Annotated in this window: 23 protein-coding genes and 1 pseudogene; 13 read left to right on the plus strand and 11 right to left on the minus strand. The window is 35.0% G+C overall.

Annotated features, from left to right (window positions below):
• Window positions 1–155: 155 nt before the first annotated feature.
• The 6 genes and pseudogenes from H3T56_RS05755 (at window position 156) to H3T56_RS05780 (ending at window position 4,978) form a co-directional block, all read left to right on the plus strand.
• Entirely contained in the window at window positions 156–722 is a 567-nt protein-coding gene (locus H3T56_RS05755; RefSeq protein ID WP_065577962.1) for a pseudouridine synthase, read from the plus strand.
• Window positions 723–883: 161 nt separating this feature from the next.
• Window positions 884–1,807 (plus strand): annotated as a pseudogene (ftsY, locus tag H3T56_RS05760) (signal recognition particle-docking protein FtsY); the annotation flags it as partial.
• Between the two features lie 9 nt (window positions 1,808–1,816).
• Window positions 1,817–2,476 carry a cell division ATP-binding protein FtsE gene (ftsE, locus tag H3T56_RS05765; RefSeq protein ID WP_065577961.1) on the plus strand — a complete coding sequence of 220 codons (660 nt, stop codon included), beginning with the start codon at window positions 1,817–1,819 and terminating at the stop codon, window positions 2,474–2,476.
• Entirely contained in the window at window positions 2,476–3,453 is a 978-nt protein-coding gene (ftsX, locus tag H3T56_RS05770) for a permease-like cell division protein FtsX (protein WP_198192241.1), read from the plus strand. The genes ftsE and ftsX overlap by 1 nt, the downstream gene beginning before the upstream one ends.
• Window positions 3,454–3,615: 162 nt before the next feature.
• Window positions 3,616–4,476: an RNA polymerase sigma factor RpoH gene (rpoH, locus tag H3T56_RS05775; RefSeq protein ID WP_065577959.1), complete on the plus strand. Its 861-nt coding sequence runs from the start codon at window positions 3,616–3,618 to the stop codon at window positions 4,474–4,476.
• Window positions 4,477–4,678: 202 nt separating this feature from the next.
• Complete coding sequence (locus H3T56_RS05780; protein WP_086360965.1) at window positions 4,679–4,978, plus strand: hypothetical protein; 300 nt, start codon at window positions 4,679–4,681, stop codon at window positions 4,976–4,978.
• Here the strand turns inward: H3T56_RS05780 and H3T56_RS05785 are convergent.
• On the minus strand, window positions 4,964–5,653 hold the full coding sequence (locus H3T56_RS05785; protein ID WP_065577957.1) for an aspartate/glutamate racemase family protein: 690 nt from the start codon (window positions 5,651–5,653) through the stop codon (window positions 4,964–4,966). The genes H3T56_RS05780 and H3T56_RS05785 overlap by 15 nt on opposite strands.
• A 224-nt stretch (window positions 5,654–5,877) precedes the next feature.
• Here H3T56_RS05785 and H3T56_RS05790 point away from each other — a divergent pair, with 224 nt between their 5' ends.
• Together H3T56_RS05790 and cobB are read left to right on the plus strand one after the other, a co-directional pair.
• Entirely contained in the window at window positions 5,878–6,645 is a 768-nt protein-coding gene (locus H3T56_RS05790; RefSeq protein ID WP_198192242.1) for a hypothetical protein, read from the plus strand.
• Between the two features lie 52 nt (window positions 6,646–6,697).
• Window positions 6,698–7,384, plus strand: a complete 687-nt coding sequence (gene cobB, locus H3T56_RS05795; protein WP_198192243.1) for a Sir2 family NAD+-dependent deacetylase — start codon at window positions 6,698–6,700, stop codon at window positions 7,382–7,384.
• Between the two features lie 9 nt (window positions 7,385–7,393).
• Here cobB and mtgA read toward each other — a convergent pair whose 3' ends face one another.
• Window positions 7,394–8,086 (minus strand): monofunctional biosynthetic peptidoglycan transglycosylase, encoded by a 693-nt coding sequence (gene mtgA / locus H3T56_RS05800; protein ID WP_065614780.1) that lies wholly within the window; start codon window positions 8,084–8,086, stop codon window positions 7,394–7,396.
• Between the two features lie 80 nt (window positions 8,087–8,166).
• Entirely contained in the window at window positions 8,167–8,661 is a 495-nt protein-coding gene (mobB, locus tag H3T56_RS05805; protein WP_086365587.1) for a molybdopterin-guanine dinucleotide biosynthesis protein B, read from the minus strand.
• A 73-nt stretch (window positions 8,662–8,734) separates the two neighbouring features.
• Between mobB and H3T56_RS05810 the strand changes: the two genes are divergently transcribed.
• Entirely contained in the window at window positions 8,735–9,769 is a 1,035-nt protein-coding gene (locus H3T56_RS05810; protein WP_198192244.1) for a low specificity L-threonine aldolase, read from the plus strand.
• A gap of 323 nt (window positions 9,770–10,092) precedes the next feature.
• Here the strand turns inward: H3T56_RS05810 and mobA are convergent, their stop codons facing one another.
• Complete coding sequence (gene mobA, locus H3T56_RS05815; RefSeq protein WP_198192245.1) at window positions 10,093–10,686, minus strand: molybdenum cofactor guanylyltransferase MobA; 594 nt, start codon at window positions 10,684–10,686, stop codon at window positions 10,093–10,095.
• Between the two features lie 238 nt (window positions 10,687–10,924).
• Between mobA and H3T56_RS05820 the strand changes: the two genes are divergently transcribed.
• Both H3T56_RS05820 and H3T56_RS05825 read left to right on the plus strand, forming a co-directional pair.
• On the plus strand, window positions 10,925–11,194 hold the full coding sequence (locus H3T56_RS05820) for a YihD family protein (protein WP_065577951.1): 270 nt from the start codon (window positions 10,925–10,927) through the stop codon (window positions 11,192–11,194).
• Window positions 11,195–11,208: 14 nt separating this feature from the next.
• Window positions 11,209–11,949 carry a DsbA family protein gene (locus H3T56_RS05825; protein WP_086360958.1) on the plus strand — a complete coding sequence of 247 codons (741 nt, stop codon included), beginning with the start codon at window positions 11,209–11,211 and terminating at the stop codon, window positions 11,947–11,949.
• A gap of 90 nt (window positions 11,950–12,039) precedes the next feature.
• Here H3T56_RS05825 and H3T56_RS05830 read toward each other — a convergent pair whose 3' ends face one another.
• Window positions 12,040–14,010 (minus strand): MacB family efflux pump subunit, encoded by a 1,971-nt coding sequence (locus H3T56_RS05830; protein ID WP_198192246.1) that lies wholly within the window; start codon window positions 14,008–14,010, stop codon window positions 12,040–12,042.
• Window position 14,011: 1 nt separating this feature from the next.
• Entirely contained in the window at window positions 14,012–15,214 is a 1,203-nt protein-coding gene (locus H3T56_RS05835; RefSeq protein WP_198192247.1) for an efflux RND transporter periplasmic adaptor subunit, read from the minus strand.
• Between the two features lie 261 nt (window positions 15,215–15,475).
• On the opposite strand from H3T56_RS05835, the gene H3T56_RS05840 reads away from it, so the two are divergent.
• A complete protein-coding gene (locus H3T56_RS05840) occupies window positions 15,476–15,730 on the plus strand; it encodes a YfhL family 4Fe-4S dicluster ferredoxin (RefSeq protein ID WP_065614797.1) in 255 nt (84 codons plus the stop codon).
• On the opposite strand, the gene ispH is transcribed toward H3T56_RS05840, so the two are convergent.
• The 5 genes from ispH to folE form a co-directional block, all read right to left on the minus strand.
• Entirely contained in the window at window positions 15,727–16,677 is a 951-nt protein-coding gene (ispH, locus tag H3T56_RS05845; RefSeq protein WP_065577947.1) for a 4-hydroxy-3-methylbut-2-enyl diphosphate reductase, read from the minus strand. The genes H3T56_RS05840 and ispH overlap by 4 nt on opposite strands.
• A 1-nt stretch (window position 16,678) precedes the next feature.
• Entirely contained in the window at window positions 16,679–17,149 is a 471-nt protein-coding gene (lspA, locus tag H3T56_RS05850) for a signal peptidase II (protein WP_198192248.1), read from the minus strand.
• Window positions 17,150–17,267: 118 nt separating this feature from the next.
• Window positions 17,268–20,075 carry an isoleucine--tRNA ligase gene (ileS, locus tag H3T56_RS05855; protein ID WP_198192249.1) on the minus strand — a complete coding sequence of 936 codons (2,808 nt, stop codon included), beginning with the start codon at window positions 20,073–20,075 and terminating at the stop codon, window positions 17,268–17,270.
• A gap of 37 nt (window positions 20,076–20,112) precedes the next feature.
• Complete coding sequence (ribF, locus tag H3T56_RS05860) at window positions 20,113–21,048, minus strand: bifunctional riboflavin kinase/FAD synthetase (protein WP_198192250.1); 936 nt, start codon at window positions 21,046–21,048, stop codon at window positions 20,113–20,115.
• A 123-nt stretch (window positions 21,049–21,171) separates the two neighbouring features.
• Complete coding sequence (gene folE, locus H3T56_RS05865) at window positions 21,172–21,831, minus strand: GTP cyclohydrolase I FolE (protein ID WP_198192251.1); 660 nt, start codon at window positions 21,829–21,831, stop codon at window positions 21,172–21,174.
• A 204-nt stretch (window positions 21,832–22,035) separates the two neighbouring features.
• On the opposite strand from folE, the gene polA reads away from it, so the two are divergent.
• Window positions 22,036–24,810, plus strand: a complete 2,775-nt coding sequence (gene polA / locus H3T56_RS05870; RefSeq protein WP_198192252.1) for a DNA polymerase I — start codon at window positions 22,036–22,038, stop codon at window positions 24,808–24,810.
• Window positions 24,811–24,827: the final 17 nt, after the last annotated feature.

Below are 24,827 nucleotides of genomic sequence, written 5' to 3' on the forward strand. Positions count from 1 at the left end.
CCGAACTCAGAAGTGAAACGCCGTAGTGCCGATGGTAGTGTGGGTATTACCCATGTGAGAGTAGGGTGCCGCCAGACTTTTAAATATACGAGCCCAGCAGCAATGCTGGGCTTTTTTGCATTCTAAGAATACTTAAAAATTCTTCTGAGGGTGAGATGAGTTCATTAATCGCTTTTAATAAACCGTTTAATGTTGTGACACAATTTTCTGCACATGAAAAATATCAAACATTAAAAGATTATATAGCTTTACCTGGTTTTTACCCTGCTGGTCGTTTAGACACCGATAGTGAAGGTTTATTGCTGCTTACTAATGACGGTAAGCTACAAGCAAAAATTAGCTCACCAAAATTTAAATTACCTAAAACTTATTGGGTGCAGGTAGAAGGATTAATAAATCGACAAGCCATAGATAAATTAACTAGTGGTGTGCAATTGAAAGAGTTTTATACTGCTCCAGCAATCGTGACATCACTTGCAGAGCCGACTAATTTATGGCAACGAATACCCCCTATTAGAGAACGCAAAACTATTCCTACTTCATGGATAAGTATTACCATAACAGAAGGAAAAAATCGACAGGTTAGAAGAATGTGTGCTGCGGTTGGATTCCCTTGTTTACGCTTAATTCGTGTTCAGATTGGCAAATATAATTTATTCACTCATCAGTTACCTTTAGGCGAATGGCGATCGGTTGCTACTGGTGATCTTTATCTCCGCTAACCACATTTAACAGACAATTCTAAAGAATTATATTTTTTGAAAGATCAAAAGGATCAATTATATGATTCTCTTTGATCGAATCCTTTGGGCTTTATTGTAAAATAAGATAAAATGATCATTAATATTGATCGTAGGATAGATTATTTATGGTTGAACAAAAGAAAGAAGGTTTTTTTACTCGTTTAAAGAAAGGTCTTTTTAAAACTAAACAAAATATTGGATCTGGTTTTCTAAGCTTATTTAAAGGCAAAAAGATCGATGATGAGTTGTTTGAAGAATTAGAAGAACAGTTGATCATTGCTGATGTCGGTTTCGATACCACACAAAGATTGATTAGCTCGTTAACACAACAAGCGTCAAGAAAAGAATTAAAAAATGCGGATGCATTACATGATCTATTAAAAAATGAAATGAAATCTATTTTAGATGGTGCTCAGCAACCACTTAATATAGAAAGTCATAAACCTTTTGTTATCTTAATGGTTGGTGTCAATGGTGTTGGGAAAACGACAACCATTGGTAAATTAGCCCGTCAATTTCAACAACAAGGCAAATCAGTGATGCTTGCCGCTGGCGATACCTTTCGTGCTGCCGCGGTTGAACAATTGCAAGTCTGGGGTGAACGTAATAACATCCCTGTCATTGCTCAGCATATTAATGCTGACTCAGCATCGGTAATCTTCGATGCTATTCAGGCTGCAAAAGCAAAAAATATCGATGTTTTAATTGCTGATACTGCTGGCCGTTTACAAAATAAATCTCATTTAATGGACGAATTGAAAAAAATAGTCAGAGTAATTAAAAAGCAAGATGAAACAGCACCGCATGAAATTATGTTAACTATAGATGCTGGGACAGGACAAAATGCAATTAGCCAAACAAAGCTGTTTAATGAAGCGGTTGGCGTAACAGGGATGACATTAACCAAGTTAGATGGTACCGCAAAAGGTGGCATTATATTTAGCATAGCTGATCAATTTAATATTCCAATCCGCTATATTGGCGTAGGTGAAAAAATTGAAGATTTAAGACCTTTTGTTGCTGATGATTTTATTAATGCCCTATTTGACGAAACGGAAGAATAGAGATAAATCATGATCCAATTTCAACGCGTTAGTAAAGTTTATTCGGGTGGTAAACCAGCTTTACAAAATATAACATTTACTTTAGCGCAAGGAGAAATGGCCTTTTTAACCGGTCACTCCGGCGCGGGTAAAAGTACATTAATGCGTTTGATTTGTGGATTAGAAAAAGCTAATGACGGCAAGGTATTACTGAATGGTGTTGATGTTTCCAGTTTGAAAAAAAATCAAATGCCTTTTCTGCGCCGTACCATTGGTATGATTTTCCAAGATCATCAACTATTACTCGATCATACTGTTTATGATAATGTTGCTTTTCCATTAATTATCTTAGGTAAACCTGTTGAAGAAATTAAAAGACGAGTTTCTGCGGCATTAGATAAAGTTGGTTTGATTGATAAAATGAAATTTTACCCAATACAGCTATCTGGCGGTGAACAGCAACGAGTGGGGATAGCTCGAGCAATCGTCAATCGACCTACGGTTTTACTTGCTGATGAACCAACTGGTAATTTAGATGACAAACTTTCAAAAGATATTTTGAAATTATTTGAAGAGTTTAATCAAGCCGGTGTAACTGTGTTAATGGCAACCCATAACATGGGGTTGATACGTCGAAAACATCATCGAATACTAAATTTGAATCAAGGACGTTTAGAGGTTAAAAGTTGATGATAAATGCGAAGGTTAAACCATCTAAACAAAAAAACAAAACCAACAATAATAGCTTTTTGGGCCGCTGGCAAAGGCAGATCAGCTACGCATGGCATAATGTGTTTAACTATTTTTATCAAAATATATTTGCTTCTTTGCTGACAATTTTGGTTATTGCTATATCAATTACTTTGCCGACGATAGGCTATTTATTATTGAAAAACGCCAATCAAGCGGCGGAACAGTGGTATCCGACGCCCAATTTAACAGTTTATATTAATAAAACTTTAGATTCGGAACAAACTAATGATTTAATTGATAAATTTAAGACTATTGCTGAAGTTGAAAATGTGACTTATCTTTCTCGTGAAGATACACGAGAAGAGTTTAAAACTTGGTCTGGATTTGATGATGCTCTTGACCTACTCGATGAAAATCCATTACCAGCTGTTGCTATTGTTTTTCCAATAGAAGAAGCCAAATCTACCGATAAATTACATGATCTGCAAACACAGTTAAAAACAATAGCGGGTGTTGATGATGTGCAACTTGATGATAGCTGGTTTACTCGATTAACCGCATTGACCAATATGGTAAAATCGATAGTGTGGACAATCTCAATTTTTATGGTTATTGCCGTATCATTGGTTATTGGTAATAGTATTCGGTTAAATATATTTGCCCGTAGGCAAACAATTATTGTTATGCAATTGATTGGTGCGACTGAAGGCTTTATTTTACGACCATTTTTATATAATGGTATTTTTACTGGATTGATTAGTGCGATTTTGGCATTGATTCTATCGAAAGTATTTATTCTTCAAATAGATTCAACCATGTTGCATGTATCAGATGTTTTTGGAACAATTATTAATATAAATGGACTTTCATGGGAAGAAAGTTTGTTAATTGTTTTATTTTCGATGATTATTGGCTGGTTTTCAGCATTTATTGCTACTAAAAAGTATTTGAATAAAACGGTAATAGCTTCATAATTGTAGATTAATTATTTACGATTTTTATAAGCAGCTTTACTGCAAATATAATGATAAAAATGTGAACTAAATCACATTTTGGTGGTCTAAGTTTATAGAAAGATTTTAAATTGTTACTAATGTAAAATGTAGCAAAATTAGTTTAATTTAAGGGGGAATTAAATGAGTACTGATTTAAAAATGCAAGCAGGTGCTTTAATCCCACAAGGAAATATTGAATCATATCTTCGTATGATAAATACTTATCCGATGCTAACTGCAGAGGAAGAGAAGTCTTTAGGTGAACGCCTTTATTATCATGATGATGTGGATGCAGCAAGACAATTGATTTTGTCTCATTTGCGTTTTGTTGCGCATATTGCGCGTGGTTATTCTGGTTATGGTCTACCACAAGCCGATTTGATTCAAGAAGGAAATATTGGTTTAATGAAAGCCGTACGTCGTTTCAATCCTGAAATGGGTGTACGTTTAGTATCATTTGCAGTACATTGGATAAAAGCTGAAATTCATGAATATGTACTAAAAAATTGGCGTATTGTTAAAGTTGCTACAACCAAAGCACAAAGAAAATTATTCTTTAATTTAAGAAAGAATAAACAACGTTTAGGTTGGTTTAATAGCGCTGAAGTCGATATGGTTGCTGATGAACTAGGTGTAAGTCGTAAAGACGTCTTAGAGATGGAATCACGTATGTCAGCGCAAGATATGTCATTTGATATTGATAATGATGACGATGATAATTCAATTGTCGCACCAGCGCTTTATTTAGAAGATGGTAATTCTGATTTTTCAAAATCAATCGAAAACGATAATTGGGAAAATGAGGCAACTGACAAGTTACATGATGCCTTGTCTCAATTAGACGAACGTAGCCAAGATATTATCAAAGCACGGTGGTTAGATGCCGATGACAGTAAATCAACATTGCAAGTGTTGGCCGATAAATATAGCGTTTCTGCTGAACGTATTCGTCAACTTGAAAAAAATGCCATGAAAAAATTACGTGTAGCGATTGAAGCATAATTGCTTTTATTAATAACATATAAGCCCTACTTTAGTTAAAGTGGGGCTTTTTTATATGCTGAATTTAAATTAGTTTATAGATAAGTTAAGAATTAAAATAACTAATTGAATAAAATAGTTATATTTAAACTCTTTTTATACACTATAATTTAAGATTAAATAGATAATCACCAAGAAGTTAGCTTTTATAAGAGGGATAAAAATGTTAAATGATTTGCTGAGAGTTATTTTACTTAGTCTAATTGCTGTTAGTTTAGTTGCTTGTAATGATAATGCTAAAAATACACCTTCTGATGTATCCATTGATACTGGTGTTATTGAATGTGATCGCTATCTAAAATTAGTTCACGAATTACAATTATCATCTAAACTCCCAGCTGATCCTGAAGAATCATTGGAAAATACTATAAATCATTTCAAACAATTGATAGAAAAAAATCCCGAATCAACTAAGAGAGAGTGTAATTCTGCCTATACTGCTTTGCGATCAATGAATCGCTAACCATGCAGCTTCTTGAGCATGTAATAGGGCTGTATCAAAGAAAGGAATGGCGTAATCTTGTTGGGATATTAATAAACCAATTTCAGTACAGCCTAAAATTACCCCTTCAGCGCCTTGCTTAACGAGTTTATCTATAATATTGAGATAAGCTTGCTTAGATTCTGGTTTAATTTGCCCAAGACAAAGTTCATCATAAATAATATCGTTGATGATGATTCTATCTTGTTCATCAGGAATTAAAACATTTAAACCTTTTTCAATTAGTTTTGATTTGTAAAAGTCTTGCTCCATGGTGTATTTGGTACCAAGTAATGCAACTGATTTTATTTTATCTTTAATCAAATGTTTGGCGGTCACGTCAGCAATATGAATGATAGGAATTGTAATTGCTTTTTGAATTTGGTCTGCAACCTTATGCATCGTATTAGTACAAATAATAACAAAGTCAGCACCGGCTAATTCTAATCTTTTAGCTGCATCAGTTAAAATAATTGCGCTTTTATCCCATTCATTATTTGCTTGGCAGCTTTCTATTTCTTGAAAATCGACACTATATAACAGAGTTTTAGCTGAATGTAATCCACCAAGGGATTTGCCAATAAATTGATTAATCACTTGATAATAAGTAACGGTACTTTCCCAACTCATGCCACCAATTAATCCAATTGTTTTCATTTCTAATACTCCATAATATTGTCTCGTTACTAGTAATAATTGATTATTAATTATAATTATTAGTATGTAAAGATAGTGAATTAGAATAAAATATCATTAACTATCAAAATATTGTTGTGAATAAGTTATAAAAAACGCATTGTAGCCGTTGGTTGATAAATGGATGATCACTATCAATGAAAAAATATAAAAAGTATTTTGCATTTCTCTCATTTGGATTGCTAATGTTATCATTTTCATGTTTGGCTGAACCCAAAGTGATCCATGTGCTAGTGGCATTATGTGATAACAAATATCAGGCTATCGCTCGAGTACCGGCGGCAATTGGTAATGGTCAAGATCCGAAAAATAATCTTTATTGGGGCGCGGCTTATGGTTTTAAAACCTATTTTGCTAAACAAAAAGAGTGGCAAGTTCTACAAGTTAATAAACCCAATAAAGGCAAGATATTAGAGGAAATAATTTATAAACATCAAAGCAAGGATGTCTATCTTATTGCTCAGGCATATGATGGTAAATATATCAACGACACAGTAGATGATTTTATTAGTTATTCAGCTGGAAAAAAATCAGCGTCCTTTTTAATCGATAAAACTCAAATTGAGGCGGGAGCAAAAGCTCATTTAGTTGTTTATGTTGGACATGATGCATTAATGGAATGGTCATGGTGGAATTATTTACCAGATAGTTGGCGTTGGTACACGCTGTCAAAAGCAGAACAAGAGAAACAAAAAACACGCTATGCAGCCGTATTTGCCTGTAAAAGTCAGAAGTATTTTACGCCGCCATTATCTCGATTAGGTATAACACCACTTATTTTAACCCTGCACCGTATGGCACCGGAAGCTTATAGTATTCATGCTATGATTAGTAGTTGGTTGAATGGTGAAGCAAAAGATGAAACAAGGCTTAAAGTAGCAACGGCTTATAGCCAATATCAAAAGTTAAGCAAACCCGCTTTACATATATTTACCACAGAATATAGTCAATAATGATGTTTAATTATAGTAGATGATTTAACTTATTAATAAAAGGCAAACAGATATGTTGCAAACACCTAAAATAGTCATTTTGACAGGTGCCGGTATCTCTGCTGAATCTGGCTTATCAACTTTTCGCGCCCAAAATGGATTGTGGGAAGGTCATAATGTGGATGATGTTGCTACTTACGAAGGTTATTTGCGTGATCCCATTGGTGTACATAATTTTTATAATATGCTACGCAATAAGTTACAAAATCCTGAGGTAAAACCCAATGCGGCTCATTTTGCCTTAGCGCAACTAGAGCAGACCTTAGGCTCGGATAATGTATTAATTGTTACCCAAAATGTGGATAACCTGCATGAAAAAGCCGGTTCAAAAAATATCATCCACATGCATGGTGAATTATTAAAGGTTCGCAATGAAAAAAATGGGCAAATTCTAGATTGTTATCAAGATGTTAATTATGAAGAAAACAAACTGATTCGCCCACATATAGTTTGGTTTGGTGAAATGCCACTACAAATGGATGAAATCTATGATGCGCTGTCGAAAGCTGATTATTTTATTTCAATTGGTACTTCAGGAAATGTTTATCCAGCCGCTGGTTTTGTGCAAATGGCTAATCAATTTGGCGTTAAAACGGTAGAACTTAACTTAGAACCTAGTTTAGGTGAAAACTTATTTAAGACTAAAATTTACGGTCCTGCCAGTCAAGTAGTACCTGAATATATTAAAAATTTTATGTAAGGAAATATATTAGTTAAGCTGTTTTAGATAACTTTTACCACCTAAATTACTCATTTGCCCGCGGATCCATTCGGCCTTTTTTTGTATCTTATCATCAGGATTGGCCGGACTCCATTTTCTTGGATTTGGTAGTGTAGCCGCTAATAAACTAGCTTGATAGGGTGTTAATTGACTAGCACTGACGTTAAAATAGTGTCGAGAAGCAGCTTCAATACCAAAAATACCTTCACCCCATTCCACACTATTTAAATAAATTTCGAGTGTACGTTGTTTTGACCAGATAAGCTCAATCCAAACGGTAAACCATGATTCAATACCTTTACGGATCCAACTTCGCGATGGCCATAGAAAAATATTTTTTGCTACTTGCTGCGTTATGGTACTAGCACCACGGATTTTTCTATTTTTTTGATTATAAATTAGTGCCCGATTAATGGCTTTAAAATCAAAACCCCAATGATCGGCAAAATTTTGATCTTCGGCGGCAATAACTGCAATTTTAATATTATCTGAAATCTGATCCCAATCTTTCCAGGTGCGTTGCTGAGTGATATTCCAATGAGCGATCTTTCTTTCAACCATTAACATCGAACCAAACGGATTAACCCAGCGCATTAATAAAATAATAAAAACCGAAACTAGCATAAATCCAATCACGATTTTTGTTATTATGCTTAACGTTTTCCTTAATGTGAGTTTCATATTAGTCCAGATACCACTAATTAAAAATGGTTGAGTAAACAGTATTCTAATACAAAAGTCGTCAAGTAAGATAGGTTATATTAATCGTTAAATAAATAATTATTTATAAAGTTAACTATTTGTTCTGGCTCATTAATATCTAATACAGGTACAGATGTATTTAATTGCTCATCACTGGCAACGGCGATAGTAAAATCATCAATAAATAGTGGTTTTGCGATTGTATTACGATGGCACATGATTTTGGGAATTTGCTCATCTTTGAATCCTTCAACTAATATGATATCAACATCGCTAAAATGGTTAATAAGTGTTTTTAAGTCAATGGGGTTATTGGGTGTTTCCTCAATCAATGCATAACGTTTATCACAAGCAATAATCGTTTGCTGCGCCCCAGCTTTGCGTAGCTCATAGCTATCTTTACCTGGGATATCTAATTCAATATCATGATGGGCATGTTTTAATGAACCTACCTTAATATTTTGTGAAACCATTAACTGAATAATCTTTTTTAGCAATGTGGTTTTACCACACCCACTATATCCAGATATGCCAATAATTTTTTTACTATTCATAGACTCTTGCCACTAACATGTTATATTTAAAAGTAGATATTACATTATTTTATACAAGATTAAAGGCAATGGTATGTATGATTTTTTAAATGATTATAACCAAACAGTGCACCCTGATTTATTAAAAGAATTTATCGATATTAATAATAAAAAGTTGAGTGGTTATGGTTTAGATGATTGTTGTAATGATGCCATCAATCACATAAGAGAAATATTAAAATCACCGAATGCTGATATCCATTTTATGGCCGGTGGAACCATGGCCAATTTGACGGTAATTTCGCATATTTTAAAACCTTATCAAGCGGTTATCGCTGCTGAAACTGGGCATATCAATGTGCATGAAACTGGCGCAATTGAGGCAACCGGGCATAAAGTGGTGACGGTTAAAACCAAAGATGGAAAATTAACGCCAGAATTAATCAAACCAGTGTTAGATTATCATTGTGATGAACATATGGTACAACCAAAACTGGTGTATATTTCCAATACCACCGAATTAGGGACTATATATAGCAAGCAAGAGTTACAAAATCTGTATCAATTTTGTCAAAAAAATCATCTTTACCTTTATTTAGATGGTGCGCGTTTAGCAATGGCATTGGCAGCTAAAGATAATGATATTACTTTTCCTGACTTAGCCAAATATACTGATGCATTTTATATCGGTGGTACCAAAGTTGGTGCTTTTGCCGGTGAAGCGTTAGTATTTAATAATCATAGCATTAATCATGACTTCCGCTTTAATATGAAACAGAAAGGAGCAATTTTAGCGAAAAGTTGGATTATAGCCGTACAATTTAAAGCATTGATGCAAGATGACCTCTATATTTCCTTAGGTAAACATAGTAATAGCATGGCTGAAAAACTCACAACCCTATTTGAAAAAGCTGGATTTACTTTTGCTGCTAAACCACAAACTAACCAACTATTTGTTCTGTTACCTAATCAATTAGCGCAAAAAATTCTTTCTGTTTATGAATTGGATAATTTAGGCCAAAGTGATCCAGAACATATTTGCTTACGTTTTTGTACTTCATGGTCAACTCAGGAAGTTGAAATAGAAAACTTTGCTAATCAGTTAGCTAAGCTGCTTAAAAACGAATAGTGCGCTTTTTTATCGGTAAGTTTAGCTTTGTTGTTATCTAAATTGAGAAATAAATACATCTGAAGAAAGGGGATTTTATGCTGTTAAATAGCTAAAAATCCCTTTTTTGTTATGCTGTGACTTAATATAAATAGATTAAAATTTCAACATAATTGAAAATATGTTTAGATGTGAACTAAGTTTGTGATCAGCAAATCAACTAACTGTATTAAAAATACTAATGAACAATAATATGGAACTAAACAAAATATTAATTTTGAGGAAAGGGGTTTTTTATAGTTTAAAATTACCGATTGGTTACTTGATATAGTTGTTTGAATGATTTAGTTATTTGCTTTGATCATAAAATTGGCGTTTTCCAGCATATCTAATGTATTAATATTGGTAAAACTGACTGGATTGTCGCTAAAATCTACGGCAACGGCATTAATCTGTTGTAAAAATAACATCAGTTTGCGATCGCCTTCTTCTAAATATTTTTTTAATTGTGGGGCGATGGATTTATTGATTAATAAAATGGTTGGGTGGTCATTTTTGCCATCAAAAGGATAGATAGCTTGATGGGTTGTAGTGAGTTTTGCTAAACGAGTGATGAGATCATTGGGTAAAAAAGGGGTATCACAACTGACAAATAAATTCCAAGTAGTGGGACTGCGTAATAAGCCACTATAAATTCCGGCAAGAGGCCCTAGAAATCCCTGCAAATCATCACAAAATACTGGATAACCAAGCGAACGATATTGCTCAACATGACGGTTACAATTAATCATTAGCAAATCGACTTGTGGCTTAATTCGATCAATGACATATTGGTAAAGAGGTTTACCAGCTAATAACATCAAGCCTTTATCCTTACCATTCATACGGTTACTTTGGCCACCAGCTAAAATAATGCCAGTAATTGGCGGTTTTTCCATAAATTCTTTCTCTTTTACATTGCTAAAAAACAAAATAGCATTACTATATAGCAAAGTTATTTTTTAGTCGCAAATAACATATATCACTAGGTTATGAATCTTTGTAAATGCACTATTTAAATTTAAAGTCGAGTATATAATAGATACTTTTTAATATATAGATAGTAACGAAGAAGATTAACATAAAGGTTTATATCATCGTCTTCAACTTAGTTGAATATTAAATAAGGTATTTATTATGAAATGTCATCGTATTGATGAGTTAATAGAATTATTACAACCAGCTTGGGAAAACGATTCAGATCTTAATTTATTGCAACTTTTAGATAAATTAGGAAAGGAAGCTGGTTTTGATGGTGATCTTAAAGATCTTAGTGATGAAGTTTTAATTTATCATTTAAAAATGCGTAATTCAGATAAAAACGAAGCTATACCTGGATTAAAAAAAGATTATGAAGATGATTTTAAAACCGCATTATTAAAGGCACGCGGAATTATTGAAGAATAAGGAGAATCAATTAAATGAAAAAAACGCTTATTGCAATTGGAGTATTACTAACCTCTATGACCAGTTTTGCTGATGAAGCACCAGCAACTAGTAAAAATGATACTCAGCCAGCTACGGCAAGTGCTGCTACACAGCCAGCACCGATTGAAAGTGGCAAACAATATGGTGTTTTGCCATTTCAGCCATCTCCGGATAAAGAAGTTGTTGAATTCTTTTCATTCAATTGCCCTAGCTGTTTCAAGTTTGAAAGTGAATATCATACGCCAGAAATGATTGCTAAGGCTTTGCCTAAAGATGCAAAATTTAGACGTTACCATTTGGAAAACTTTGGTCCTTTAGCTAAAGAGCTTGCTGAGGCATGGGCTATTGCTAATGTTTTAGGTATTGAAGATAAAGCCTCTGATGCGCTATATAAAGCAGTGCAAACCGATCGTAGTATAAAAACTGTCGATGATATTAAAGCTGTTTTTGCCAGTTTAGGTGTTGATGCTGAAAAGTTTGAGAAAACCCAAAAAAGTTTTTTAGTTAAAGCTTTTATGGCACAACAAACTGATTCAATTAAACAATTAAGCCCAGAATCAATTCCAATGGTAGTGGTTAATCGCAAGTTTTTTGTCAACTCACGTGGTCTTAATGCCAGTAATAGTACTGATTATATCAAAGACTATGTAAGAGTAACTGCTTATTTAGTTGATTTAGATCCGAATGTAGACGTAGAAAAAGATAAGGCTGAAAGTCAAGAGCAAGCCAAATAATTATCACTTAATGTTTTTACGGTTTTCTAAAAATATCAAAATCCCTTTGTTGGTATTACGACAAAGGGATTTTATTTTAGCAAAAAGTTTCTATTCTCTTTCTAAAGCATAAATTGGATCAAGTTTTGCAGCTCGTTTTGCCGGAACATAACCAAAAATAATACCTATCATGGTTGAGCAACTAAACGCTGCGATAATCGAAATGATAGAAAAACTCATAGCAAATGAGGTAACAAAATAATTAAAAACAAAACCGATAATAAATGATAGAACGATACCTAATGTTCCACCAATTAAACACACTAACACAGCTTCAATTAGGAATTGTTGCAAAATATCACTAGAACGTGCCCCAACTGCCATACGGACACCAATTTCCCGAGTTCTTTCGGTTACAGATACCAGCATAATATTCATTACTCCAATACCACCAACAATCAAAGAAATTAATGCGATAGTTGAGATCAGCAAAGTTAATACCCAAGCAGAAGAATTAACGGTTTCTCTTACACTGTCTGAATTAAAGATAAAGAAATCTTTACTACCATGACGCTGCAACATAATTTTATTAATCGCTTGCTCGGCAATATTTAAATCTACATTATCATTTATTCGAACAGTAATACTTTTTAATGATGTTTGCCCAACCATACGATTAATTACCGTCGTGTAAGGTAACCATATATTAAGGCTTTCATTATTACCAAATCCTTGTTGTTGTTTGGTGGCAACCCCAATGATTCTAACCGGTAATTGGCCAACCATGAGAATTTTTCCTATTGGATCTTGATCACTAAACAATCTTTTAACGGTATTTTCATCAATTACCGCCTCTTGTGCAGAAGTGCTTACCGCGGTTTCATCGAAAGCAATACCTTTACTGATTGTATAGCCACGTACAGCAAAAAATTGCTCGCCGACACCATTAACTGTCCCAGTAACCGCTAAATTATCAATACGGAAATAGACGCTAGTAGAAAGATTTGGAGTGGTGCTATGAACAAAACTTTGTTGAGCTAAAAAATCAGCATCCGATGATCGTAGTGTGGTAATTTTATCGGCATTACGATCACCAAAACCACTACCGGCGTAAATTTCTAAAGTACTGGTACCTAATGAATTAATATTGGAAAGTATTTTCTGCTTCGTTCCTTCTCCTAAAGCAACCATAGATACCACAGAAGCAATACCAATGATAATACCCAACATAGTCAAGAAAGTTCGTAATCGTTGCGACAACATAGATAATATTGCCATTTTAAACGCATCGCGAAAACGGTAATATTTAGCTGAAAAATTATCTTGAGTTTTGGTTATTTCGATTTGCTTAACTTGTCGATTATTAGCTTGTTCAGGGCAATAATTAGGATTAATTGAATCGGAAATAATATTGCCATCACTAATTTCAATAATTCTTTCAGCACTTTGGGCAATATTGGGGTCATGAGTAACGATAATGACAGTGTGCCCTTGTTGATGTAACTCCCGTAAAATAGCCATGACTTCTAAACCACTTTTACGATCAAGTGCACCTGTTGGTTCATCGGCTAATATAATTTGTCCGCCATTGATTAATGCCCGTCCAATACTCACTCTTTGTTGCTGACCACCAGATAATTGATTGGGTTTATTATTTATTTTATCGGCAAGGCCTAAACGGGATAAAATATTAGTGGCTCGACTTTGCCGTTGTTCATTGGTCACTCCCGCATAAATTGCCGGTATTTCCACATTACCTTGTGCGGTTAAGGCATTTAATAAATGATAACGTTGAAAGATAAAACCAAAATGTTCACGGCGTAATTCAGCTAATTCATCCGGCGATAATTGACTCGTCGTTCGCCCCCCAATTGAATAAATTCCCTCGGTTGGCTTATCAAGACAACCAAGAATATTCATTAACGTCGATTTACCAGAACCAGAGGCCCCTATAATGGCAACCATTTCTCCGGCATTAATGGTTAAGTTGATGCTTTTTAGGACTTGTATCGTAGAATCTCCAGCCGGAAATTCACGAATAATATTTTCAAGTTTTATTAATGGAGTATTATTGTTGGTCATCTTAGAATCTTATCCTTGGTCCTTTGTTATTTGGATTAAATGTTGCACCGTTTGCACTACTAACAACGACAACTTCTCCTTCTTTAAGACCTGATTTGATTTCAACATTAATATTATTATTAATCCCTAAATTAACTTCTCGCTCTTCGATACTATTTTGATTATTCAGAACATAAACAATCGCTTTATTTTTACCAGTATTTTTTTGGATAGCCTGAGATGGAATGGCAAGGACATCTTTTGCTTCTGCTAGCACAATATAAACTTGAGCAGTCATAGAAATACGTAAAATATGATCAGGATTATCGACATCTAATAAGCCGTTATAATAAATTGCACTTTTGGTGGTCGATGACGTACTTGAATTTGCTGAGCTTTCAGTATTAATTGAGTCAGGGGCTGGTTCAATTGCCCGCAATGTTAGTCCATCAAAACGTTTGTTTGGTTGTCCCAATATAGTGAAATAAACCGGCATTCCTTTTTTAACACCGATAACATCAGCTTCTGAAATTTGTGCTTCAATAGTCATTTTGTCCAGTTGGGCAACTTTAACAATAGTAGGTGCACTTTGTACCGAGTTTACGGTTTGTCCTTGATCAACTGGAATAGCAACAATAACACCATCAATTGGTGCGCGTATTTTAGTGTAGCCTAAATTGACTTTTGCAGTATCAACTGCAACTTGAGCACTAACAATATCTGCATCAAGGGCAGCAATATCGGCTTTAATTGCATCAAGATCTGCTTTGGCAGAATCTAAATCAGATTGGACGCCAACCCCTTTTTTAACCAACTTTAATTGACGTTCATAGGTTAATTGATAATTGACTAATTTTGCTTGCTTGGAGGTTCGTTGGGCTTCTAAGCTGTTAAGAGATGCCTCGGATTGTTTAAGATCATTGCTTTGCTTAAGATCATCAATCTCAGCAATCATATCTCCTTGTTTAACCTCATCGCCGAGCTCAACATACAATTTTTTAATTTGCCCAGAAACTTGTGCACCAACGCTAACTTGTTTGAAAGCACTTATAGTGCCATCAGCAAGTACCGTTTTCTCAATATTCGCTTTAGTGACCGTTGACGTTATATAATTAATGTTCGGTTCAGCAGGAAACAAAATTAATTTTGCTATGTAGAGCAGAACAAAACCAATAACCGTAATAACGATGGATTTAAATGTTAAGAATTTTACCAATCTTTTCATCCTTTTATTTCTTTTGTTATTTTTTTGAGCATTGTAACGTATTAATTTAATTTGCAATGATAACTAAAGATAATAAATTGTAAGTTTTATGAAAATTAATTGGTGTTAGCGCTAAATTCTATTTTTAAAAACCCCTTTCCTCAAAATTTTTTTGCAAAAATTTTGCTAATCATGCAATTGCAATATAGATCCATATTAGGAATTATTTTGTATTGCGTTATAATGACGCCAATTTTTTTACTGGTTAAAGATATTATAGCAATGGCATTAAAAATAACCGAAAAGTGTATTAATTGTGATATGTGTGAACCCGAGTGTCCAAATGAGGCTATCTCAATGGGGTTTGATACTTATGAAATTGATCCAAATAAATGTACTGAATGTGTTGGTTATTATGATCATTCGACTTGCCAGAGAGTTTGTCCGATTCAAAATGCGATTATTGCCGATCCGGATTGTGTCGAAAGCCAAGAGCAATTATTAGAAAAATTCAAGCAACTAACCCATTCTTCTTAGTTAGTTGATTTTACCTCTATGCGTAATTCTTTTGGAATTTCAAAGGTGATATTTTCTGAAATTCCTTCGGTTTCAACCAATGATGTACAACCTAGACTTTTTAGATGATCGATAACTTGCTTAACCAAAATATCTGGCGCTGATGCTCCAGCTGTTACGCCGATAGTTCGAGCATTAACTAACCATTCAAGATTAATATCGGATGCGAAATCAATTAAATAAGCGTGTTTACTGTTTCGTCTTGCCAGTTCAGCTAATCGGTTTGAGTTTGACGAGTTTTTCGAACCAACCACTAAAACCACATCGGCTTGAGATGATAGCTGTTTTACTGCTTGCTGGCGATTGGTGGTGGCATAGCAGATATCGTTTTTACGAGGGCTGCGAATATTCGGAAAGCGATTTTTTAACGCTGCAATTATCTCAGCAGTATCATCAACGGATAACGTTGTTTGGGTTGTAAAACAGAGGTGCTGGTCGTTTTTTACTTGCAGGTTCTGCACATCTTCAATGGATTCGACTAAATAAATACCACCTTCAGGATTGCTATACTGCCCCATAGTACCATCGACCTCAATATGGCCAGCGTGACCAATAAGAATAACTTCTTCTCCTCGATAGCTTGCTCTAGCAACTTCCATATGAACTTTGGTAACTAAAGGACATGTTGCATCAAATATCCGTAGTTGACGACGTTTAGCTTCATCTCGAACCGCTTTAGATACGCCATGAGCGGAAAAAATGAGGATACTATCGTCAGGTACTTCATTGATTTCTTCAATAAATATTGCTCCTAACTCTTTAAGACGATTAACCACATAGCGATTATGAACAACCTCATGGCGCACATAAACCGGTGCGCCAAACAGTTCGATTGCTCGTTCAACGATGGTTATTGCTCGATCTACACCAGCACAAAAACCACGTGGATTAGCGAGGATAATCTGCATGTTAATCTATTTTTTTCGGTTTTACATAATTGCTTAGGATAAAGACTCCAATACCTAAACAAATGGCACAGTCAGCAATATTAAAAGTTGGGTAATGCCAATCACCAAAATTAACATCTAGGAAATCAACAACAAAACCATGATAGAGGCGATCGAATAGGTTGCCTAACGCACCTCCTAAAATTAATGCTAATGAGAAGTTTTCTAATTTTTGTTTATGCTTATTGCGATATAGCATATAAACAATTACTGCACTGACAATAAAGGCAATTGCTGCCAGTATCCAGCGTTGGCCTTCAAATATACTGAATGCGGCACCAATATTGCGGACATATGTTATTGAGAAGAAGGGAAGTAGATTTACTGATTCAAAAAGGAAAAAATTCTTTACAATCCAAAATTTACTTGCAATATCTATAACAAAAACCACTACCGCCAATAATAACCAGTAAAGTCCGTTATCTTTTTTCATATAGTCTATGCTCATTATTATAATACCGCCGACAATCGTCGGCGGTAAATGTACTTAGTTAATTGCTATAAGATTATTTTTATAGCTCTTTTCTATTCCTATCACTAACTGTTAGTGGTTAAGCAAAATGTCTTACTTCACCATTGCCATGAATATTTTCTTCACAGCGTTTACATAAGTGAGTGGTAGGATTGTTATCAACAGTATAATGCCAGCAGCGAGGGCATTTATCGCCTTGTGCTTTAGCAAGCTCAATTTTAAGACCTTGAATATCACTTTGTACTGCTTGTTGTGATGCATTGTCTAACGGTTTAACACTTGCTTGTGAAGTCAGTAATACAAAACGTAATTCGTTTTCTAATTTCGCAAGTGCCGTAGCTATTTCGCTATTGGCGTAAAGTGTAACTGCTGCTTCGAGTGAGCCTCCAATGACTTTATCATTACGACCTTGCTCTAACACTTTGTTCACTTCACTACGAATAGTTAAAATTTGTGCCCAGTAAGCGCTATTTAGTGTTTCACTCTCAGACAGGCTAAATAGTGATGTGTACCATTCATCTTCAAACACAAATTCTGATTTTTCTGTTGCCGGTAGATATTGCCAAATTTCATCTGCAGTAAATGATAAAACAGGTGCAATCCAACGAACCATTGCTTGCGCAATATGGTATAACGCTGTTTGACAGCTATGGCGGGCAATACTGTCACTTTTCGCCGTATATTGACGATCTTTGATAATATCTAAATAGAATGATCCCATTTCAATTGAGCAGAATTGCATTATGCGTTGTACCACTCTATGGAAATCGTAGTTTTCATAGGCTTGAATAATTTGTTCCTGTGCTTCTTTAGCCACGCTAACCGCCCAGCGATCGAGTACCACCATATCTTCAGGTTTAACCATATCTTTAACTGGATCGAAACCATTTAAGTTAGCCAATAAGAAACGGGCAGTATTACGGATACGACGATAGCTATCAGCTGCTCGTTTGATGATTTCATCTGAATAGCTCATTTCACCTGAATAATCGGTTGAAGCAATCCATAATCGTAGAATATCGGCACCTAATTTATTCATTACCTCTTGTGGTGTAACGATATTACCTAGCGATTTAGACATTTTACGACCTTGTCCATCGACCACAAAGCCATGCGTTAATACTTGTTTATACGGTGCTTTGTTATCAATTGCCGTTGATAACATTAACGAAGACATAAACCAACCACGATGTTGATCCGAACCTTCTAAATACATATCCGCTTCATGTCCTTCAAACTCAGGACGTACGCCAACAACTGAGTAGAATGTTGAACCTGAATCAAACCATACATCAAGCGTGTCTGGTACTTTGCGATAATCATCGGCATCGGGACCTAATAGATCTTTAATATCGGCATCCCACCATGCTTGAATACCATTTTGCTCAACTAATTTAGCGACTTTTTCGACTAACTGTAGTGTGTCTGGATGTAACTCTTCAGTCTCTTTGTGTACAAATAACGTCATTGGTACGCCCCATGTACGTTGACGTGAAATACACCAATCAGGACGATTTGCCACCATTGTTTCAATTCGGGCTTGACCCCAATCAGGGATCCAACGAACTTGTTTAATCTCTTTTAGCGATTGAGCACGTAAACCTTGTTTATCCATGCTGATAAACCATTGTGGTGTTGCACGATAAATTACCGGTGTTTTATGTCGCCAACAGCACGGGTAACTATGTTCAATATTTTCAAAATGTAATAGTGCATTGTGTTCTTTTAATAGCTCAATGACTACTTTATTGGCTTTAAAAACGAATAAACCATCTAAACCAGCGCCTGTTCCTGGTAAATAACAACCATTACCTCCAACTGGGTTGGCGACTTCAAGGCCATATTTTTGGCCAACGATAAAGTCTTCAGCACCGTGACCTGGAGCGGTATGAACAGCACCAGTACCCGCATCAACAGTAACGTGTTCACCAAGTACAATTGGCTCATCAAAATCGAGGAACGGATGTTTGAAACGTAATAATTCAAGCGCATCACCTTGGCAAGAACCTAAGATTTTCCAATCAGTGATATCAGCACGTTTCATAACTGATTCAACTAAATCAGCAGCTAAAATTAAGCACTCTTTATCATTGATTTGGACTAATTGATATTCTACCGTTGCATTAAGTGCAATTCCTCGGCTAGCTGGTAATGTCCATGGTGTGGTGGTCCAGATAACCGCATAAATAGTTAAGTCAGTACTAACTCCGAATTTATTTGCTACTGTTTGATTGTTAGTTGCTTTGAATTTGACATCAATTGCCGGTGATGATTTATCATAATATTCAACTTCGGCTTCCGCTAAGGCTGACATACAGTCGGTACACCAATAAACTGGTTTAGCTCCTTTGACTAAATGACCATTTTCGATCACTCTACCTAAAGCCCGAATAATATTCGCCTCAGTATCATAATTCATTGTACGATATGGATTTTGCCAATCGCCAAGTACACCCATACGAATAAAATCAGCTTTTTGTAGTTCAACTTGTGAAGCCGCATAATCACGACAAATTTGGCGAAATTCAGCTGGTGTCACTTTTACGCCTGGTTTACCAACCTGTTCTTCAACTTTTTGTTCTATCGGTAATCCATGACAATCCCATCCTGGAATATACGGGGAGTCATAACCACTTAAACCTTTAGATTTGATGATAATATCTTTAATTATTTTATTAACGGCATGACCGATATGAAGTTTTCCGTTTGCATAAGGAGGGCCATCATGCAAAATAAAAGATTTTTTGCCTTTTTTTACTTGACGGATTTTGCGATAAAGTTCTTTATCATACCAATTTTGCAACATAGCTGGTTCACGTTTAGCAAGATCGCCTCGCATAGGGAATCCAGTTTCCGGTAAATTCAATGTATTTTTATAGTCTGTCATGCTGATTTATTCCAGTTATTTTTGTTGATACTACTTTTTAATTGGTTAATTTTGCACTGATCTGTTTCGCAGTGCAAACATCTTGTGAAATTTGTTGTTTTAAATCTGCTAAAGAGTCAAATTTTTTCTCATCGCGTAATTTACAGACAAAGATAACGTCTAAATATTGTCCATAAATATCACCTGAAAAGTCAAATATATTCACCTCTAAAATTGCTTTTTTACCTTCAATGGTTGGTCTAATACCGATATTGGCAATGCCATGATAATATTGATTGCTACAACAGTTTTTGACTTTGACAAAATAGACCCCTTGTAAAGCAGGTTTTTTTCGATTCAAATGAATATTGGCGGTTGGAAATCCTAATTGTCTTGCTAATGCATTACCATGCACCACTCTACCTTGAATTGCGTAATCACGACCTAAAAGGCAACGAGCTAATTCAAAATCACTATTAAACAGTACTTCACGAACAGCTGTACTACTGATTCTTAAATTATTCCAAACAAAGGTTGGCATACTTTCAACCGAAAATTGGTTATTTTGAGTATATTGTTGTAACAGATTGATATCGCCTTTGCGGTCACGGCCAAATTGGAAATCATCACCAATAACAATATATTTAGCACTCAATTTCTTAATCAACCAATCTTGAATAAATGCATTAGCTGACATATTGGCAAAGGTTTGGGTAAAGGGAACCGCGATAATATAGTCGATACCGAGTTTTTCAATTAACTGCACTTTTTCTTTAAATGAAGTTAAGCGAGTTGGTGCCTGCTTACTGAAGAATTCTAATGGTTGTGGCTCGAATAACATGACCGCTGTGGGTAAGTTTAATTTTTTACCTTGTTCTATTAAATGATTTATTAATTGTTGGTGTCCTAAGTGCACACCATCAAAGTTGCCCAATGTAACTACACATTGAGTAAATTCATTATTTAAATTATCAATACCGCGGATTATCTTCATTAAAGCGTGTTAGTTAATTATTATGTTTTTACTAAAATAGCTGCCAATTATACCAATCTTTCTTGAAGATGCACGTAATAACAATTAGGCTTTTTATGGCGATATCGGCAATCTTGTGATTGATTAATAGTGTTTTAATGCTCTTAGAAACTCTTGTCGAGTACTTGGATTAGTTTTAAATCCGCCACCTAACGCAGTAGTGGTGGTTAAACTATTTGAATCTTTAATGCCTCGGGCTTTTACACAAAAGTGTGTTGCATCAATTGATACTGCAACATTGACCGTACCGAGTAGTGTTTGCAAGGCAACCAAAATTTGTTGGGTTAATCTTTCTTGTACTTGTGGGCGTTGTGAAAAAAACTGAACAATTCGATTGATTTTTGATAGACCGATCACTTTATCTTTCGGGATATAAGAAACGGTCGCTTTACCATCGATGGTGACAAAATGGTGTTCACAAACACTGGTTAAAGTAATATCACGAACAGTGATCATTTCATCAACCAGCATTTTATTTTCAATTAGGGTGATTTTGGGAAAGTTATGATAGTTAAGTCCGGAAAAGATCTCATCAACATACATTTTGGCAACTCGGTGTGGCGTTTCGCTAAGGCTATCATCATGCAAATCAAGTTCCATGAGTTTCATGATTTCTCGGAAGTGCGCTTCTATTTTAGCTTTCCGTTGGCTATTTTCCATAGCTAAACGACATGATGGGGTTTCAAGATTTTTAGCTGCTAATGCTTCTTTGACTTTTTGTGCAGCGGGACTTAATTCTGTCATTTATTTAGTACTCAGGCGAAAATAGATGTCACATTATATATTACTCATATTGTGATATACAGTAATTTTCATTAATTGGATTGAATAAAAGATTGTTATTATCTGGATTATTTTTACACTATATTATCGGAGCCAACGAGAATATTGTTGTTAATTAGGTTATACTTATGGTTATTAAATTGAATAACATTTGGGTAACTATTTATGCCAAATAATGCGCCAATTATTTTAATTGATGGATCTTCTTATCTTTATCGGGCTTTTTTTGCATGTCCGCCTTTAACCAATGCCAATGGTGAACCGACTGGGGCAATTTTTGGTGTTGTTAATATGATTCGTAGCTTGATGAATCAATATAATCCTACCCATGTTGCGGTAGTTTTTGATGCTAAAGGTGGATCGTTTCGTAATGAAATTTATAGTGAATATAAAGCAACACGTGACGAGATGCCGGAAGATTTACAGCCACAAGTTGAACCAATTCACACCATTTTAAAAGCGATGGGTTTACCATTACTTTGCATTGAAGGTGTTGAAGCTGATGATGTGATCGGGACTTTAGCCAGACAAGCAGAAAAAGAAAATCTTCAGGTACTCATTAGTACTGGCGATAAAGATATAGCGCAATTAGTGAGTGATAAAGTTACACTGATTAATACCATGAATAATACGGTGCTTGATCCGCAAGGAGTCATGGATAAATTTGGTGTGCCACCAGGAAAAATTATAGATTATTTAGCATTAAGAGGCGACAATTCCGATAATATACCTGGTGTAGTTGGGATTGGAGAAAAAACAGCACAAGCTTTATTAACGGCTTTTGATAGTGTACAAGATATTTATGACCATTTAGACGATATTGAAAATTTATCGATTCGAGGTGCTAAATCATTAAAGCAAAAATTAATAGACAATCAAAAGGATGCTGAGCTTTCTTATCTATTAGCTACCATTAAAACTGATGTAGCATTAGATTTTACCAATGAACAACTACTTGTTTCAGATATTGATGTAAATAAATTAGTCGAATTATTTGCTTATTATGGTTTTCATCGTTGGCAAAAAGAATTAATAGCGGGTAATTTTTTAAAAAAACAAAAACTAACAGCTAATGATATTGAAAATATGTCATTATTTTCACAGGAAAACGATACCGTTAAAGATAAGATTGATACAGATTATCAATGTATATTAACCCATGAGCAATTAGATGATTGGATCAGTAAATTAGCTAACTGTCAGCAGTTTGCTTTTGATACAGAAACTGATAATGTTGATCATCTTCATGCTAAATTGGTTGGCATATCGCTAAGCGTTACACCTCATCAAGCTGCTTATATTCCAATTAATCACCAATATCTTGGTGTGCCAGATCAATTACCATTAAATGAGGTATTATCTAAATTAAAACCAATATTAGAAGACCCCGCAATTAAGAAAATCGCCCAAAATGCCAAATTTGATTATAGTGTGTTAGCTAATTATGATATCCATGTGCAAGGTATTGCTTATGATACAATGTTGGAGTCATATGTCTTAAATAGTACTGAACGACACGATATGGATAGTATGGCAAATCGTTATTTGCATCTTAAAACTATTACTTATAATGAATTAACCAAGGTTGACAAAAAACAAGTCACTATCGATGTTATTGAAGTTGAAAAAACTACGCAATATGCCGCTGAAGATGCAGATGTTACTCTGCAACTTCATCAGAAACTATGGCCTGAACTGGAAAAAGACCAAAAGCTCAGCAAGTTATTTACCGATATTGAAATGCCATTGGCGATTGTGTTGGCCGATATGGAAAGGACAGGAGTGTTAATTGACACTAAACAGTTAAATGACTATTCCATTGAATTAAATAAAAAAATGCTAGAATTACAGGCCGAATTACATTTCCTAGCAGGTGAAAAATTTAATCCTTCGTCACCAAAACAGATTCAAGCTATTTTATTTGATAAACACCAGTTACCTGTTTTAAAAAAGACACCAAAAGGTGATCCATCAACTAGTGAAGATGTGTTGAGTGAACTTGCTGAGCAGTATGTTTTACCGCGTAAAATTTTGTTTTATCGTAGCTTGGCAAAACTGAAAAATACCTATACTGATAAATTACCACTGATGGTAAGTCCAATAGACCATCGAATTCATACTAATTACAACCAAATAGGTACGGTAACAGGGCGGTTGTCATCAAATGATCCGAATTTGCAAAATATCCCAGTACGTAATGAAGAAGGGCGGCGAATTCGGCAAGCATTTATTGCACCAAATGGTTATAAGATTATTTCAGCCGATTATTCGCAAATAGAGTTGCGCATTATGGCGCATTTATCACAAGATCAAAGTCTGCTTAGCGCCTTTGCTAATGATAAAGATATTCATAGGGTCACCGCGAGTGAAGTATTAAGTAAACCAGAAGCAGATGTGACAGCCGAAGAGCGACGACGCGCTAAAGCGGTCAATTTCGGTTTGATTTATGGTATGAGTGCATTTGGATTATCGAAACAAATTAATCTTCCTCGTAAAGAAGCACAATCCTATATTGATCGCTATTTTGAACGTTATCCTGGCGTACAAACTTATATGGAAGAAACACGCCAATTGGCAATGCAACAAGGCTATGTGGAAACTCTATCCGGAAGACGATTATATTTACCAAAAATCATTTCTGGCAATGGTATTGAAAAACGCGGTGCTGAACGTGCGGCAATTAACGCACCTATGCAAGGTACTGCTGCAGATATCATCAAAACCGCTATGATTAAAATGAGTGAGTGGATAAAAAATCAACCGACAGGTAATATCAGAATGGTGATGCAAGTACACGATGAGCTGGTGTTTGAAGTTAAAGAAGAGTTGGTGAGTGAATATAGTGCGTTGATTAAATCAATTATGGAGAATTGTTACCAACTTTCAGTACCGTTAAAAGTTGATGTTGGTATTGGTAATAATTGGGATGAAGCGCATTAATCTTTTTATTAAAATTA

Origin of the sequence: Gilliamella sp. W8123 (assembly GCF_016101085.1) — a bacterium.
Taxonomy (GTDB): domain Bacteria; phylum Pseudomonadota; class Gammaproteobacteria; order Enterobacterales; family Orbaceae; genus Gilliamella; species Gilliamella apis.

Excerpts from the sequence above, each read along its gene's own strand:
- H3T56_RS05830 (WP_198192246.1), bottom strand. The coding sequence starts at position 14,010 with ATGACCAACAATAATACTCCATTAATAAAACTTGAAAATATTATTCGT.
- folE (WP_198192251.1), bottom strand. The coding sequence starts at position 21,831 with ATGACAGAATTAAGTCCCGCTGCACAAAAAGTCAAAGAAGCATTAGCA.
- ftsX (WP_198192241.1), top strand. The coding sequence starts at position 2,476 with ATGATAAATGCGAAGGTTAAACCATCTAAACAAAAAAACAAAACCAAC.
- mtgA (WP_065614780.1), bottom strand. The coding sequence starts at position 8,086 with ATGAAACTCACATTAAGGAAAACGTTAAGCATAATAACAAAAATCGTG.
- H3T56_RS05835 (WP_198192247.1), bottom strand. The coding sequence starts at position 15,214 with ATGAAAAGATTGGTAAAATTCTTAACATTTAAATCCATCGTTATTACG.
- H3T56_RS05755 (WP_065577962.1), top strand. The coding sequence starts at position 156 with ATGAGTTCATTAATCGCTTTTAATAAACCGTTTAATGTTGTGACACAA.
- H3T56_RS05825 (WP_086360958.1), top strand. The coding sequence starts at position 11,209 with ATGAAAAAAACGCTTATTGCAATTGGAGTATTACTAACCTCTATGACC.
- H3T56_RS05785 (WP_065577957.1), bottom strand. The coding sequence starts at position 5,653 with ATGAAAACAATTGGATTAATTGGTGGCATGAGTTGGGAAAGTACCGTT.
- cobB (WP_198192243.1), top strand. The coding sequence starts at position 6,698 with ATGTTGCAAACACCTAAAATAGTCATTTTGACAGGTGCCGGTATCTCT.
- H3T56_RS05780 (WP_086360965.1), top strand. The coding sequence starts at position 4,679 with ATGTTAAATGATTTGCTGAGAGTTATTTTACTTAGTCTAATTGCTGTT.
- polA (WP_198192252.1), top strand. The coding sequence starts at position 22,036 with ATGCCAAATAATGCGCCAATTATTTTAATTGATGGATCTTCTTATCTT.
- rpoH (WP_065577959.1), top strand. The coding sequence starts at position 3,616 with ATGAGTACTGATTTAAAAATGCAAGCAGGTGCTTTAATCCCACAAGGA.
- ileS (WP_198192249.1), bottom strand. The coding sequence starts at position 20,075 with ATGACAGACTATAAAAATACATTGAATTTACCGGAAACTGGATTCCCT.
- H3T56_RS05820 (WP_065577951.1), top strand. The coding sequence starts at position 10,925 with ATGAAATGTCATCGTATTGATGAGTTAATAGAATTATTACAACCAGCT.
- H3T56_RS05840 (WP_065614797.1), top strand. The coding sequence starts at position 15,476 with ATGGCATTAAAAATAACCGAAAAGTGTATTAATTGTGATATGTGTGAA.
- mobA (WP_198192245.1), bottom strand. The coding sequence starts at position 10,686 with ATGGAAAAACCGCCAATTACTGGCATTATTTTAGCTGGTGGCCAAAGT.
- mobB (WP_086365587.1), bottom strand. The coding sequence starts at position 8,661 with ATGAATAGTAAAAAAATTATTGGCATATCTGGATATAGTGGGTGTGGT.
- ribF (WP_198192250.1), bottom strand. The coding sequence starts at position 21,048 with ATGAAGATAATCCGCGGTATTGATAATTTAAATAATGAATTTACTCAA.
- lspA (WP_198192248.1), bottom strand. The coding sequence starts at position 17,149 with ATGAAAAAAGATAACGGACTTTACTGGTTATTATTGGCGGTAGTGGTT.
- H3T56_RS05790 (WP_198192242.1), top strand. The coding sequence starts at position 5,878 with ATGTTATCATTTTCATGTTTGGCTGAACCCAAAGTGATCCATGTGCTA.
- ftsE (WP_065577961.1), top strand. The coding sequence starts at position 1,817 with ATGATCCAATTTCAACGCGTTAGTAAAGTTTATTCGGGTGGTAAACCA.
- ispH (WP_065577947.1), bottom strand. The coding sequence starts at position 16,677 with ATGCAGATTATCCTCGCTAATCCACGTGGTTTTTGTGCTGGTGTAGAT.
- H3T56_RS05810 (WP_198192244.1), top strand. The coding sequence starts at position 8,735 with ATGTATGATTTTTTAAATGATTATAACCAAACAGTGCACCCTGATTTA.